The 14,801-nt window shown below is 43.3% G+C and carries 17 protein-coding genes; 16 read left to right on the top strand and 1 reads right to left on the bottom strand.

What is annotated here, in order from left to right; translation table 11 throughout:
* Positions 1-10 precede the first annotated feature (10 nt).
* The 3 genes from prmA to mtaB are packed head-to-tail and all read left to right on the top strand — an operon-like array spanning position 11 to position 3,094.
* Complete coding sequence (prmA, locus tag V6D44_RS13215; RefSeq protein WP_253268425.1) at positions 11-946, top strand: 50S ribosomal protein L11 methyltransferase; 936 nt, start codon at positions 11-13, stop codon at positions 944-946.
* Between the two features lie 22 nt (positions 947-968).
* Positions 969-1,739 carry a 16S rRNA (uracil(1498)-N(3))-methyltransferase gene (locus tag V6D44_RS13210; protein WP_087990765.1) on the top strand — a complete coding sequence of 257 codons (771 nt, stop codon included), beginning with the start codon at positions 969-971 and terminating at the stop codon, positions 1,737-1,739.
* The gene (gene mtaB / locus V6D44_RS13205; RefSeq protein ID WP_087990764.1) at positions 1,739-3,094 is read left to right on the top strand and encodes a tRNA (N(6)-L-threonylcarbamoyladenosine(37)-C(2))-methylthiotransferase MtaB; all 1,356 of its coding nucleotides are present in this window, start codon (positions 1,739-1,741) and stop codon (positions 3,092-3,094) included. The genes V6D44_RS13210 and mtaB overlap by 1 nt, the downstream gene beginning before the upstream one ends.
* Before the next feature lie 33 nt (positions 3,095-3,127).
* Here mtaB and V6D44_RS13200 read toward each other — a convergent pair whose 3' ends face one another.
* Positions 3,128-4,051, bottom strand: coding sequence for a Na/Pi symporter (locus V6D44_RS13200; RefSeq protein ID WP_087990763.1), 924 nt, complete (start codon positions 4,049-4,051; stop codon positions 3,128-3,130).
* A gap of 172 nt (positions 4,052-4,223) precedes the next feature.
* Here V6D44_RS13200 and rpsU point away from each other — a divergent pair, with 172 nt between their 5' ends.
* The 13 genes from rpsU to era all read left to right on the top strand — a co-directional run bounded on the left by rpsU (position 4,224) and on the right by era (position 14,727).
* Entirely contained in the window at positions 4,224-4,397 is a 174-nt protein-coding gene (rpsU, locus tag V6D44_RS13195; RefSeq protein ID WP_003152957.1) for a 30S ribosomal protein S21, read from the top strand.
* Positions 4,398-4,411: 14 nt separating this feature from the next.
* Positions 4,412-4,858 (top strand): GatB/YqeY domain-containing protein, encoded by a 447-nt coding sequence (locus tag V6D44_RS13190; protein ID WP_087990762.1) that lies wholly within the window; start codon positions 4,412-4,414, stop codon positions 4,856-4,858.
* 130 nt (positions 4,859-4,988) lie between these two features.
* Positions 4,989-6,302 carry an NfeD family protein gene (locus tag V6D44_RS13185; RefSeq protein ID WP_202327137.1) on the top strand — a complete coding sequence of 438 codons (1,314 nt, stop codon included), beginning with the start codon at positions 4,989-4,991 and terminating at the stop codon, positions 6,300-6,302.
* A 21-nt stretch (positions 6,303-6,323) separates the two neighbouring features.
* The gene (gene floA, locus V6D44_RS13180) at positions 6,324-7,319 is read left to right on the top strand and encodes a flotillin-like protein FloA (RefSeq protein WP_087990761.1); all 996 of its coding nucleotides are present in this window, start codon (positions 6,324-6,326) and stop codon (positions 7,317-7,319) included.
* Between the two features lie 24 nt (positions 7,320-7,343).
* On the top strand, positions 7,344-7,760 hold the full coding sequence (locus V6D44_RS13175) for a hypothetical protein (RefSeq protein ID WP_087990760.1): 417 nt from the start codon (positions 7,344-7,346) through the stop codon (positions 7,758-7,760).
* A 56-nt stretch (positions 7,761-7,816) separates the two neighbouring features.
* Positions 7,817-8,098 (top strand): sporulation protein YqfC, encoded by a 282-nt coding sequence (gene yqfC, locus V6D44_RS13170; RefSeq protein WP_003237082.1) that lies wholly within the window; start codon positions 7,817-7,819, stop codon positions 8,096-8,098.
* Between the two features lie 18 nt (positions 8,099-8,116).
* The gene (gene yqfD / locus V6D44_RS13165) at positions 8,117-9,313 is read left to right on the top strand and encodes a sporulation protein YqfD (RefSeq protein ID WP_087990759.1); all 1,197 of its coding nucleotides are present in this window, start codon (positions 8,117-8,119) and stop codon (positions 9,311-9,313) included.
* Entirely contained in the window at positions 9,310-10,269 is a 960-nt protein-coding gene (locus V6D44_RS13160; RefSeq protein WP_087990758.1) for a PhoH family protein, read from the top strand. The genes yqfD and V6D44_RS13160 overlap by 4 nt, the downstream gene beginning before the upstream one ends.
* Positions 10,270-10,347: 78 nt before the next feature.
* Positions 10,348-12,483: a cyclic-di-AMP phosphodiesterase PgpH gene (pgpH, locus tag V6D44_RS13155; protein ID WP_087990757.1), complete on the top strand. Its 2,136-nt coding sequence runs from the start codon at positions 10,348-10,350 to the stop codon at positions 12,481-12,483.
* Complete coding sequence (gene ybeY, locus V6D44_RS13150; protein ID WP_087990756.1) at positions 12,484-12,957, top strand: rRNA maturation RNase YbeY; 474 nt, start codon at positions 12,484-12,486, stop codon at positions 12,955-12,957.
* Positions 12,938-13,309 (top strand): diacylglycerol kinase family protein, encoded by a 372-nt coding sequence (locus V6D44_RS13145; RefSeq protein WP_087990755.1) that lies wholly within the window; start codon positions 12,938-12,940, stop codon positions 13,307-13,309. Before ybeY ends, V6D44_RS13145 begins: the two co-directional genes overlap by 20 nt.
* Before the next feature lie 121 nt (positions 13,310-13,430).
* Entirely contained in the window at positions 13,431-13,841 is a 411-nt protein-coding gene (locus tag V6D44_RS13140) for a cytidine deaminase (protein WP_010330699.1), read from the top strand.
* A complete protein-coding gene (gene era / locus V6D44_RS13135) occupies positions 13,822-14,727 on the top strand; it encodes a GTPase Era (protein ID WP_087990754.1) in 906 nt (301 codons plus the stop codon). Before V6D44_RS13140 ends, era begins: the two co-directional genes overlap by 20 nt.
* The last annotated feature ends 74 nt before the right edge of the window (positions 14,728-14,801 follow it).

Genomic DNA, 14,801 nt, shown 5'->3' with positions numbered 1-14,801 from the left:
GTTGGTAGTTTTGAAATGGTCCGAATTAAGCATTCACACAACACATGAAGCGGTCGAACCTATCTCAAATATATTGCATGAAGCTGGTGCAAGTGGGGTTGTGATAGAGGACCCGCTTGATTTAATTAAAGAACGTGAGAATGTGTACGGGGAAATCTACCAGCTCGACCCCAATGATTATCCAGACGAGGGTGTCATTGTCAAAGCATACCTGCCGGTCAACAGCTTTCTTGGCGAAACGGTGGATGGCATTAAAGAAACGATTAATAATTTGCTTCTTTATAATATTGATTTGGGCAGAAATCATATCACGATTTCTGAAGTGAATGAAGAAGAGTGGGCGACTGCCTGGAAAAAGTATTATCATCCTGTGAAAATTTCTGAAAAGTTTACAATTGTTCCGACGTGGGAGGAATATACGCCGGTCCATACGGATGAACTGATTATTGAAATGGACCCGGGAATGGCGTTCGGCACAGGCACACACCCGACAACCGTACTCTGTATTCAGGCGCTTGAACGCTTTGTACAAAAGGGTGATAAGGTGATTGACGTCGGTACAGGTTCAGGAATATTAAGTATTGCGGCTGCAATGCTTGAGGCTGAATCGGTTCATGCCTACGATCTTGATCCCGTAGCTGTAGAAAGTGCACGTCTCAATCTCAAGCTGAACAAAGTGAGCGATATTGCTCAAGTGAAGCAAAACAATTTGTTAGACGGAATTGAAGGGGAACATGATGTGATTGTTGCCAACATTTTGGCTGAAGTCATTCTTCGCTTTACTTCACAAGCGTATAGCCTGTTAAAAGAAGACGGTCATTTTATTACGTCAGGTATCATCGCTCATAAAAAACAAGAAGTAAAAGAAGCACTGGAGCAAGCCGGCTTTACCATTGTAGAAATCCTTTCAATGGAAGATTGGGTCAGCATTATTGCGAAAAAATAACAGTTAGTAGGTGTCACAGCGTATGCAACGATATTTTATCGAGCTCACGAAGCAGCAAATGGAGGAAGCGCCGGCTTTTTCGATAACCGGCGAAGATGTTCATCATATTGTGAACGTGATGAGAATGAATGAGGGTGATCAGATCATCTGCTGCTCTCAGGACGGCTTTGAGGCAAAGTGTGAACTTCAATCTGTTTCCAAGGACCATGTGTCCTGTCTTGTGGTAGAATGGACGAATGAAAACAGAGAGCTTCCGATAAAGGTTTATATTGCAAGCGGCCTCCCGAAAGGAGATAAGCTTGAATGGATTATCCAAAAAGGGACTGAGCTCGGAGCTCATGCCTTCATTCCTTTCCAAGCCGCTCGTTCTGTTGTCAAGCTGGATGACAAAAAGGCAAAGAAAAAGCGGGAAAGATGGACGAAAATTGCGAAGGAAGCGGCTGAACAATCGTACCGTAACGAAGTGCCGCAAGTGATGGATGTCCATTCTTTTCAGCAGCTTCTTCAAAGGATGCAGGATTTCGATAAATGTGTCGTTGCATACGAGGAGTCATCAAAGCAAGGAGAAATAAACGCATTTAGCGCAGTTGTAAGCAGCCTTCCGAAAGGATCATCCCTTTTGATCGTATTTGGTCCTGAAGGCGGTTTAACAGAAGCGGAAGTTGAACGGCTCACAGAGAAAGACGGTGTGCCGGGCGGCCTTGGACCGAGAATTTTAAGGACAGAAACCGCACCGCTATACGCGTTGAGTGCGATTTCTTATCAAACAGAGTTATTAAGAGGTGATCAATAATGGCAACTGTTGCTTTCCATACGCTTGGCTGTAAAGTCAACCATTATGAAACAGAAGCGATCTGGCAGCTTTTCAAAGAAGCGGGCTACGAAAGAAGAGACTTTGAACAAACAGCTGATGTATATGTCATTAATACATGTACGGTAACCAATACGGGAGATAAAAAAAGCCGCCAAGTGATCAGACGTGCCATTCGTCAAAATCCTGACGGTGTCATCTGTGTCACAGGCTGCTATGCGCAAACCTCACCTGCTGAGATTATGGCGATCCCTGGTGTCGATATTGTAGTTGGCACGCAGGACCGGGAAAAAATGCTTGGCTACATCGACCAATACCGTGAAGAACGCCAGCCGATTAACGGTGTCAGCAACATCATGAAAGCAAGAGTGTATGAGGAGCTTGATGTGCCTGCTTTCACGGACCGGACAAGAGCGTCATTGAAAATACAGGAAGGCTGCAATAATTTCTGCACATTCTGTATTATTCCGTGGGCGCGCGGCCTGCTCCGCTCCCGCGATCCTGAAGAAGTCATTAAACAAGCGCAGCAGCTTGTCGATGCCGGATATAAAGAAATTGTTCTTACCGGTATTCATACAGGCGGCTATGGCGAAGATATGAAAGATTACAGCTTCGCTAAGCTCTTGAGAGAATTAGACACTCGTGTTGAAGGCGTTAAACGGATCAGAATTTCTTCAATCGAAGCCAGCCAAATCACAGATGAAGTGATCGAGGTCTTAGACCGCTCGGATAAGATAGTGAATCATTTGCATATTCCTATCCAATCCGGATCAAACACTGTGCTTAAACGGATGAGACGTAAATATACGATGGAATTTTTTGCAGACCGTTTAAGCAAACTGAAAAAGGCATTGCCTGGCTTAGCTGTAACTTCTGATGTCATTGTAGGCTTCCCTGGCGAAACAGAAGCAGAATTTATGGAAACCTATAACTTTATTAAAGAACATAAATTCTCTGAGCTTCATGTTTTCCCTTACAGTAAACGCACAGGTACACCGGCTGCGCGAATGGAAAACCAAGTGGATGAAAACGTCAAAAATGAGCGTGTGCATCGCCTGATTTCTCTGTCCGACCAGCTTGCGAAGGAATACGCTTCTCAGTATGAAAATGAAGTGCTTGAGATTATCCCTGAGGAAGCGTATAAAGAAACAGAAGAAGAGAACATGTTTGTCGGTTACACAGACAACTATATGAAGGTTGTTTTCAAAGGTACGGAAGAGATGATCGGCAAAATCGTGAAAGTCAAAATCCTTAAAGCGGGCTATCCTTACAACGAAGGGCAATTCGTCCGTGTTGTTGAGGACGAAATAACTGAACACATGCGTTTGTCTTCTTAATCTAAAAACCGGTGCATTAAATGTACCGGTTTTTTATTTTGCTGGGATAAGAAAGTGAATCAAGCGGTAAAACAAGTTTGTAAGCGGAAGAAATAAAAAAGCTGTCACCACATTAAATAAAAGACTGAAATGCGCAATCCTTTGTGCAGGGTCAACTGATAACTGTTCTACAAAGCCGGTCGCTGCCGCCAGAAAAGGAAATATGAGAGCCACGCCCAGCATGTTAAACACCACATGGGCATACGCTGTCTGTTTCGCCGCATATCCGCCGGATACAGCAGCCATGACAGCTGTAATGCAAGTCCCGATATTTGACCCGAGTACGACGCTCATCGCCTGTGTCAGTCCGATAATGCCTTCATTCATAAAACTCATCAAAATGCCGATACAAACGGAGCTTGAGTGAATCATGGCAGTTAGCACCATACCGATGAGCAAAGCGGACCAGTTTGAATCGTTAACGTGGTATAAAATGTCGGCTCCCGTTTTCAGTTTTGTAAGCGGTCCTGCAAGGTGGCTGAACCCGCTGATGCAAAAAAAGATGATGCCGAGTCCGAGGAGGCTTGTTCCCAACTGTTTTAAGGGATACCTGCCAGTCAGAAAAAACAATAAACCGCCAATCAAAAGAATCCAAATCAAAACATCCATTTTGATGGCGATAAATTCAGTTGTAAAGGTAGATCCGACATTTGTTCCGAGAATCATCGGTATTGTCCGTTTAAAAGGAAGGACGCCCGCGCTTACAAAACCGATGACAATGACCATAAAGGCTGAACTGCTCTGAAGAATCCCTGTAAATACAATACTGATCAGGAACGCTTTTAACGGATGGTCCGTAAAAAATAGCAATCGTTCTTCAATTTTTGAGTACGCCATTGAAATTAAGCCTTTTCGAAGCATGTTCATGCCTGCGAGAAAGAATAATATAAGAGCAGTAAAACCGATCAGAATCAACATCTTATTCACCAACCCCTTTCCACCATTATATAGACAGGCAGTCGTACTCATGACGGAAAAGTGAACTCACTTAGTTGACCTGACTGATGGCTTATATTATAATGTCAAAGTACATGTTTATATGTGTAACTTAAAGGTAGTCGATTGGTGTATTCGGAGGGAGGGAAAGAGAATGTCAAAAACGGTCGTTAGAAAAAACGAATCGCTTGAAGATGCTCTTCGTCGCTTCAAACGCAGTGTATCAAAGACAGGTACTTTGCAAGAAGCAAGAAAGCGCGAATTTTATGAAAAACCTAGCGTAAAGCGCAAGAAAAAGTCTGAAGCTGCTAGAAAACGCAAATTCTAAAAGAGGGTGGATTTATGAGTCTTCTTGAGCGTCTTAACCAGGATATGAAGCTATATATGAAAAGCCGTGAGAAAGACAAACTGACTGTCGTTCGAATGGTTAAGGCTTCACTTCAAAATGAAGCAATTAAGCTTAAGAAAGACAGTTTGACCGAGGATGAGGAACTCACTGTCCTTTCTCGTGAACTTAAGCAACGTAAAGACTCCCTCCAGGAATTTTCAAACGCTAATCGTTTAGATTTAGTAGATAAAGTTCAAAAAGAGCTGGACATTTTAGAAGTTTATTTACCCGAGCAGCTGTCAGAAGAAGAACTGCTTACAATCGTAAATGAAACCATTACTGAGGTTGGTGCGAGCTCAAAAGCGGACATGGGGAAAGTAATGGGTGCAATTATGCCTAAAGTAAAAGGTAAAGCTGATGGAAGCTTAATTAATAAGCTTGTTAGCAATCAATTGTCTTAAATGGCGTAAAAAAGGACATCTTTCTAAGAGAGATGTCTTTTTTTTATACATAAAAAAATGAAACCTTTGATACATTGTTACGTATAAAGAGAAGGCACTTATTATAAAAGGAAGGAGGGATACACTGCCCTTGCTTCAAACCAAAGGATTCCGTGCTGCTCTTTTGAGCATATTTTTACTTTCTTTATTAGGCGTACAGCTGAACGCCAAAGCAGAAAAACAAACAGTTTATGTGATCCCGGTTGAGAAAAATGTCGAACAGGGACTCGCCTCGTTTTTATCCCGTTCGTTACAAGATGCAAAAGAAGCGCATGCAGATCATATTATTCTTGATATCAATACGCCGGGAGGATTGGTCAAATCGGCTATTGATATAGCGGACTCGATAACCGAAAGCGAGATCCCTATAACTGCATATGTAAACAAACGCGCGTTGTCAGCTGGTGCATATATTGCCCTGCAAGCCGATAATATTTATATGGCGCCCGGCGGAAAAATAGGAGCGGCCGCGATTATTGACGGTAAAGGCAATGCCGCTGACCAAAAAGCTGAATCACTTTGGCTGGCAGAGCTGGAGGATGCCGCAGTGAAAAATAATCGCGATCCTAAATATGCGCTCGCTATGGCTGACCCGGATATAGATGCCAAGGAAGTTGGTGCGCCGAAGGGAGATCTGCTTACACTTAACCCTGGTAAGGCGATTGATGTAGGCTATTCAGAGGGGACTGCTGACAATTTATCCGCACTCGTAGAGAAGCTTGGGTTCGAAAATGCGCATATCAGTTATGCAAAGGAAAGCTTTACGGAAAAGACAGCAAGATGGCTGACGAACCCGGTTATTGTGCCTATTCTGCTGACGATAGCTTTTTTAGGTCTGACGGTGGAGCTTTTTTCCCCGGGTGTCGGCATCCCTGGAACGGTTGGATTCATCGCGTTATTGCTGTTCTTTTACGGGCATCTCGCAGCCGGCCTTGCCGGATACGAGACAGTTCTTCTCTTTGCAGGAGGGGTGATCCTCATCCTGCTTGAGATTTTCCTTCCCGGAGGAATCATTGGATTACTGGGCTTAGGAGCGATTATTGCAAGCCTATTTTTAGCCGCGGGGAGCTTCACTGTCATGGCGATTTCTCTCTTGATCGCCTCAGCTGTCTCTATTACAGCTTTTATTTTACTGACAAGGGTGTTGGGAAAGCGTATGAAATTCTTTAAAAAATTTGTATTAAATGATTCTACAAATACGGAGAGCGGCTACGTATCAAATCAAACGCGCACGGACTTAATAGGTAAAGTGGGTGTAACCTTTACACAGCTGCGTCCTGCTGGTACCGTTATTATTGAAGATGAACGCCTTGACGTCGTTTCGGAGGGATCGTTTACAGAAAAAGATAAGAAAGTAAAAGTGGTAAAAGTGGAAGGCTCACGCATCGTCGTCAGAGAAATTTAAACAGAATCGAGGAGAATTGATATGGATCCATCAACACTAATGATTTTGGCTATTGTCGTAGTAGGGATCATTGTTTTAGCTGTATTTTTTACATTTGTGCCTGTTATGCTTTGGATTTCAGCATTAGCAGCTGGAGTGAGAATCAGCATTTTCACTCTGATAGGAATGAGGCTTCGCCGCGTTATACCAAACCGAGTGGTGAACCCGCTGATTAAAGCGCATAAGGCTGGGCTTGATGTTGCCACCAATCAGCTTGAAAGCCATTATCTCGCCGGAGGAAATGTTGACAGAGTCGTCAACGCGCTGATCGCTGCTCAGCGAGCCAATATTGAACTATCATTCGAACGCTGTGCCGCTATCGATCTTGCCGGCCGTGACGTATTGGAAGCCGTTCAAATGAGTGTTAATCCTAAGGTGATTGAAACGCCGTTCATTGCCGGTGTGGCTATGGACGGGATTGAAGTAAAAGCGAAAGCGAGAATTACAGTAAGAGCGAATATCGACCGTCTTGTTGGGGGAGCAGGGGAAGAAACCATTGTGGCCCGTGTCGGAGAAGGGATTGTCTCTACAATTGGTTCATCCGAAAGCCACAAAAAAGTGCTTGAGAACCCTGACATGATTTCTCAAACAGTTCTTGGAAAAGGATTGGACTCAGGAACTGCGTTTGAAATTCTCTCGATCGATATTGCTGATGTTGACATTGGCAAAAATATCGGCGCAATTTTACAAACCGATCAGGCCGAGGCTGATAAAAATATCGCACAGGCAAAAGCGGAAGAACGCCGTGCGATGGCTGTCGCTCAAGAACAGGAAATGCGCGCCCGCGTAGAAGAAATGCGAGCGAAAGTGGTAGAAGCCGAAGCGGAAGTGCCGCTTGCGATGGCAGAAGCTTTGCGTGAAGGGAATATTGGCGTCATGGACTACATGAATATCAAAAATATTGATGCTGACACAGACATGCGTGATTCATTCGGCAAGCTGACGAAAGATTCGTCTGATGAAGACAGTAAATCATAATCTCTCTAAGAAGGGAGAACGCTGATGGAAGATATACTGACCAATCCGCTCATTATCGCAGTGGTTATCGGAATCATATCTATGATTTTCGGTAAAAAGAGCAAAGAGGAAAATAAAAACAGCCAAAACAGGAAAAAACCTCAGCAGGTGCAAACGGCTTCTCCTCAAAAGAAGCAGTCTGAGGAAGCTCCTGTACCTATTCCTAACCGCATAGAACAGGCAAGACGGGAAGCGGAAGAAAGACGCAGGGAAACAGAAAGAAACCTGAAAGGGATGGAACGTGATCTTACTGCAGTTAAACAAAAAGCAGTATACACAAAACAAAAAATGCTTCAGGTTAATAAAGACACTGTGGTACAGGGGATCGTCTTAGGGGAGGTATTCGGACCTCCAAGGGCAAAAAAACCTCACCATACGATGCGCACGGCCCGTAAAAATTAAAGTGTTAGAACCGCCTTTCAAATCATACATATGAGATGAAAGGGGGTTCTTTTTGTATGGGGCAAAGAAAGAATCGTGTGAAAGCTTGGCTGACAAGAGCATTGGAAATTCCCCCGGACGTTATGATGGATCTGCCGCGGATTACAATGGTTGGCAGACTTCATATCTACATAGAAAACCACAGAGGCCTTTTGCTTTTCAGTGAGAATGAAGTGAGGCTGATGCTAAAGCAGGGCCAGTGCATCATATCAGGAAAAAATTTTGTCATCAAGGCGATTCTTCCGGAAGAAATTCTTTTGGAGGGTACGATTGATGTCGTTCGATATGTTGAGTCATAAAGCCGGGGGGGAAATGTTGTGAAAAATAAATGGCTGTCTTTTTTTTCGGGTAAGGTCCAGCTTGAATTGACGGGAAGAGGGATTGAACGGCTCCTGAATGAATGCACTAGACAGGGGATTCCAGTCTTTCATGTCAAAAAAAAGAAAGAAGCCGTATCGTTATATATACAGCTTCAGGATGTACATGCCTTTCGGCGGGTGAGAAGAAAATTTAAATGTAAAGCCCGATTTATTAATCGGAAGGGATTTCCTTTCTTATTGCTGAAATCAAAGCTGAATATAGGGTTTACGATCGGTTTTGCAATGTTTTTCATCCTTTTGTTTTTGCTTTCCAATATGGTGTGGAAAATTGATGTGACAGGCGCTAAGCCTGAAACGGAACATCAAATGATGCAGCATCTGAATGAAATCGGCGTTAAAAAGGGTCGTCTGCAGTTTTTAATGATGTCTCCAGAAAAAATACAAAAATCGTTAACCAACGGAATAGACAATATCACCTGGGTCGGTGTTGATTTAAAGGGGACGACCATTCATATGAAAGTCGTGGAGAAAAATGAGCCTGAAAAAGAAAAGTATGTAAGCCCGCGCGATATTGTCGCCAAAAAGAAAGCAACCATTACAAGAATGTTTGTGCAAAAAGGACAGCCAATGGCCGCAATACACGATCATGTAGAAAAGGGGCAGCTGCTTGTTTCAGGACTGATCGGCAGTGAAGAGCATCAGCAGGAAGTCGCCTCAAAAGCAGAAATTTACGGAGAAACCTGGTACAAATCTGAAGTGACGGTTCCGCTTGAAACATTATTTAACGTTTACACGGGCAAAGTAAGGACAAAGCACAAGCTTTCTTTTGGCTCTTTGGCCATCCCGATCTGGGGCATAACGTTTAAAAAAGAGAAATTGAAGCACCCAAAAACAGAACAAGAAAAGCATTCGCTTAATTTTCTCGGATTTAAGCTCCCTGTATCCTATATCAAAGAGCAAACGAGAGAAAGTGAAGAGGCTTTGCGAAAATATACGAAAGAAGAAGCAGTTCAAGAAGGCATTAAAATGGGTAAACAGGATGTAGAGAATAAAATAGGCGAAAACGGCGAGGTGAAAAGTGAAAAAGTTTTGCACCATACTGTCGAGAATGGTAAAGTAAAGTTGATTATTCTTTACCAAGTTATAGAAGATATCGTTCAAACCACACCTATTGTCAGGGAGACTGAAGAATGACAGAACATTTACTTGCGATGAATCAAAAACTGAAAAGCCCGGACGAGGCGCTTGCACTGTTCGGGAACCAAGATTCTTTTTTGAAATTGATGGAGAAAGATCTGAATGTGAATATCATTACGCGCGGTGAAACGATCTACGTTTCAGGCGATGAAGATTCGTTTCAGGTTGCAGATAGCCTGCTGGGATCTCTCCTCGCTTTAATTCGCAAGGGGATAGAGATCTCTGAACGTGATGTGATTTACGCCGTCAAAATGGCAAAAAAGAATGAACTTGATTACTTTGAAAGCATGTATGAAGAAGAAATTACTAAAAACGCAAAAGGCAAACCAATCCGTGTAAAAACGATGGGACAGCGGGAATACGTGGCTGCCATGAAGCGGAATGACCTTGTATTCGGCATCGGCCCGGCGGGGACCGGGAAAACATACCTGGCTGTCGTAAAAGCAGTCCATGCTTTAAAAAACGGACATATCAAAAAAATCATTTTAACAAGACCTGCCGTGGAAGCTGGTGAAAGCCTTGGTTTTCTGCCAGGTGACCTCAAAGAGAAAGTAGATCCTTATTTGCGCCCGCTGTATGATTCTCTTCATGATGTACTTGGGGCAGATCATACAGAACGTCTGATGGAAAGAGGCGTCATTGAAATTGCTCCGCTTGCATATATGAGGGGACGGACGCTTGATGATGCTTATGTTATACTTGATGAAGCACAGAATACTACACCTGCTCAAATGAAAATGTTTTTGACGAGACTGGGTTTTGGCTCTAAAATGATCATTACAGGTGACGTTAGCCAAATTGATCTGCCGAAAGGCGTCAAATCGGGACTTGCAGTAGCGAAGGAGATGCTGAAAGGAATAGACGGCATTTCTATGATTGAGCTAGACCAGACAGACGTGGTCAGACATCCGCTTGTTGCGAAAATTATTGAAGCATACGATAAGCAAAATTAATGCTGAATGACCCGATCGCGCGTTATCGGGTCATTTTTATGATTGCTTATGGGCTTGATGTTTCAAGAGGAGGTTCTTGTGTTGAAAAAGAAGGGGAAGACCAAAAGCAGCTCAAAAAAATGGAGCCGCTTTAAAAATGCCCGCTCCATGCATGTACTGCTGTATCTTCTGCTGGCTGCCATTATGTTTGCTTTGCTCTTTGTACATGTTAAGCCGGAAACACTTGATTTAGACCTGTTTTCAGTCAGCGACAAGACCATTTATGCTCCGGCAACCGTCGAAGATCAAAAAGCCACAGAAGAAAAAAAACAAGCCGCTGAGGACGCGGTCGAAGATCAATATACATTGAAAAAAGAATACACAGATAATCGGATTGACCTTGTGTCATCTATATTCGACAGTATCAGCGAAGTGAAAAAATCAGGAGAAGAAGACAGCAAATCACCATCGGAAAAATCAATGGTGAAGTCTGTTAAGAACAAACTAACGTCAGATGTGAATGATTCCATATCAGAGGATACCATCAAAACATTGCTGAAAGCGGACAGTGAAGACTTTTCTTTTGTCAGAGATACAGTCATTACGGCAGTGAATACAGTCATGAGCAGTGAAATTTCGTCGGATAAACTATCTGATGCAAAGGATCGTGTAGAAAAAGAGCTAAAGAGCAATTCGATCCCGTCTAAATACTTGGCAGCTGCGACAGAAATCGGGCGTTTTGCTATTATTCCGAATTACGTCTTCAATCCGAAAGCGACAGAGGCAAAAAGGCAGGAAGCGTCAGACAATGTCCAGCAGGTTCAGATCAAACAGGGCCAGGTGCTTGTGGAAGAAAATGACCTCATTGACCGGGAAGTGTACAGAAAACTCGAGCTGACCGGGTTATTAAATAACTCAAATCTCTTTAAACCGATCAGCGGCCTATTAATTATGATCGGACTTTTCATCGCAACGCTTGTATACTACTTTGAAAAACAAAAACAAAACCTGAAGTTTAAAAAACAATCTATCCTGCTGTTTTCCATTATCACAACGCTTTTGCTTGTTATCATGGAGGTTGTCAGTTTATTTCAGAAGATGGAATATAATAATATCGGCTATCTTGTTCCTATTGCGGCCGGCGCGATCTTAATCAAGCTGCTGATGAATGAACGCATTGCCATTTTGGGAAGTATCATTCTTGCGATTTGCGGGAGTATGATGTTTAATCAGGGTGTGACGGGAACTTTCAATTATGTCATAGGAATTTATTATTTGATCAGCGGGATTTCAGGTGTTTTATTTTTAGGAAAACACAATGCCAGATCAAAGATTTTGCAGACCGGGCTTTTCGTGGCGTTTATTAATATGATTGTCGTTCTTTCCTTATTATTGATTCAAAACACTGCGCTGTCGGGTCTTGAAATCGGCACGTTAATGCTGATGGGGGTTGTCTCGGGGTTTGCTTCGTCTGTATTAATCATCGGCCTGATGCCGTTTTTTGAGACAGGATTTGGCATTTTATCCACTATGAGGCTGCTCGAGCTGTCTAATCCTAACCATCCGCTGCTGCGCAAAATATTAACAGAAACACCAGGTACATATCATCACAGTGTAATGGTCGCCAATTTGTCAGAGGCAGCCTGTGAGGCGGTGGGGGCTAATGGTTTGCTTGCTAGAGTTGGCGCGTATTATCACGATCTCGGAAAAACAAAGCGCCCGCAATATTTTATTGAAAATCAAATGAATATTGACAATCCGCATGACAAGCTGTCTCCTCAGCTGAGTAAAAATATTATCATCTCGCATACCACTGACGGTGCGAACATGCTGAGAAGCTATAAATTTCCGCAAGAGCTTGTCGACATTGCTGAGCAGCATCATGGAACCTCGCTGTTAAAGTTCTTTTATTATAAAGCGAAGGAAAAAGGCGACCAGATTACAGAAGAAGAGTTCCGTTATCCGGGACCGAAGCCGCAGTCAAAGGAAGCTGCGATTATATCTGTTGCTGATAGTGTTGAAGCGGCCGTCAGATCCATGCATAATCCAAATCCAGAACGAATTGAAAAGCTTGTCCGGGGTATCATATCCGATAAGCTGCAGGACGGACAGTTCAGCGAATGCGATTTGACATTTAAAGAGCTGGATACAATCGCCAAAACACTCTGTGCAACATTAAAAGGAATTTTCCACTCCCGGATCGAATATCCGGAGGCTACTAAGAAGGTGAAATAAATGAGTTTACTGATTGATATTGTTGATGAAACGGGGAGTGTCTCAGAAGAGATGCTCAAAGAAGTAGAGCATCTGCTTCAATTTGCCGCTGAGCGTGAAGGCGTTCAGGATCAGGCTGAAGTTTCTGTCACGATCGTTACCAATGAAGACATACAGCAGATTAATAAAGAGTACCGCGGAAAGGATGCCCCGACAGATGTCATCTCATTCGCTCTTGAAGAGGAGGGCGAGGGCGAGGTCGAAATTTTGGGCGCGGAAATGCCCCCGGTTTTAGGTGATATTATCATCAGTGCGGACCGCACAAGGGAGCAGGCCGAAGAATATAACCATTCTTTTAAGCGAGAGCTCGGATTTCTTGCCGTGCATGGATTTCTGCATCTTTTAGGATATGACCATATGACGAAAGAGGAAGAAGAGGAGATGTTTACTAAGCAAAAGGATTTGCTGGACGCCTATGGACTCAAGAGATCATAGAAATGAGCTGCAGCGATTCTTCAAAAGCTTCGTGCATGCAGGCCGAGGCATCCGGGAAACAGCGCGGACGGAACGTAATTTCCAGTTTCATGCTGCAGCCGTGTGTGCTGTTCTCATTTGCGGCTTCCTCGTGGGGCTCAGTCTGATTGAGTGGGCGATTATTTTCCTTTTGATCGGCGGAATGCTTTCGCTAGAGCTTTTAAATACAGCCATTGAACATACGGTTGATTTAATAACAGACAAACATCATCCACTTGCTAAAGCGGCTAAGGACGCTGCCGCAGGGGCTGTTTGCGTTTTTGCCGTCATTTCGTGTATCATTGGTTTACTTATTTTTTTGCCAAAGCTGTAAGATTGAAAATTCTTACATTTATTTTACATTTTTAGAAATGGGCGTGAAAAAATGCGCGCGATTATGTAAAATATAAAGTGATAGCGGTACCATTTTATAGGTAAGAGAGGAACATGTACACATGAACAGACAGGAATTGATAACAGAAGCATTAAAAGCACGTGATATGGCGTATGTGCCGTATTCCAAGTTTCAAGTCGGAGCCGCTCTTCTTACCAAAGATGGAAAAGTGTACAGAGGCTGCAACATCGAGAACGCGGCATACAGCATGTGCAATTGCGCTGAGCGTACCGCTTTATTTAAAGCTGTTTCTGAAGGGGATACAGAGTTTCAGATGCTGGCCGTTGCGGCTGACACCCCTGGTCCGGTATCTCCGTGCGGAGCATGCCGCCAGGTGATTTCTGAGCTTTGCACAAAGGACGTTATTGTCGTGATGACTAATTTACAAGGACAAATAAAAGAAATGACTGTGGAAGAATTATTGCCAGGCGCATTTTCATCGGAGGATTTACATGACGAACGAAAGCTTTAAATCAGGATTTGTATCTATTATTGGAAGACCAAACGTTGGAAAGTCTACATTTTTGAACAGAGTCATTGGACAAAAAATCGCTATCATGAGCGATAAGCCCCAAACGACGAGAAACAAGGTGCAAGGAGTTCTGACGACAGGTACATCACAAACCATCTTTATTGACACACCAGGGATTCATAAGCCTAAGCATAAGCTTGGGGACTTTATGATGAAAGTGGCGCAAAATACATTAAAAGAAGTCGATTTGGTCTTGTTTATGATCAACGCCGAGGAAGGCTACGGGAAGGGCGACGAATTCATCATTGAGAAATTGCAGAATATGTCCACGCCTGTATTTTTAATCGTAAACAAAATTGACAAAATTCATCCCGATCAGTTGCTACTGTTAATTGACGAATACCGCGGACGTTATCCTTTTAAGGAAGTTGTTCCGATTTCTGCTCTAGAAGGAAATAATATCGAAACATTGCTCACTCAGATTGAAGCGTATTTGCCGGAAGGACCGCAATTCTATCCGAGTGACCAGGTAACCGACCACCCGGAGCGCTTTATCATTTCCGAACTCATCAGGGAAAAAGTGCTGCATTTGACAAGAGAAGAGATCCCGCACAGCATTGCGGTGGCCATCGAATCAATCAAAGGGCAGGACAATGGTTCTGTACACGTAGCGGCGACGATTGTGGTCGAACGGGATTCCCAGAAAGGCATTGTGATCGGGAAAAAAGGAAGCCTGCTGAAAGAGGTCGGAAAAAGAGCGAGAGCGGATATTGAAGCATTGTTAGGCTCCCGTGTCTACCTTGAATTATGGGTCAAAGTGCAGAAAGACTGGCGTAATAAAATGTCCCAGCTGCGCGATTTTGGCTTTAAAGAGGATGAATATTAATCTCTAGCTGTGTCATTATCTCACAGGATCAGGGATACATTAACAAATTTTGTTTAACATGAAATGGAGGACAT

Source organism: Bacillus sp. 0209A (assembly GCF_036765095.1).
Classification (GTDB): Bacteria; Bacillota; Bacilli; order Bacillales; family Bacillaceae; genus Bacillus; species Bacillus subtilis_G.
This window is presented reverse-complemented; position numbering and strand designations above follow the sequence as displayed.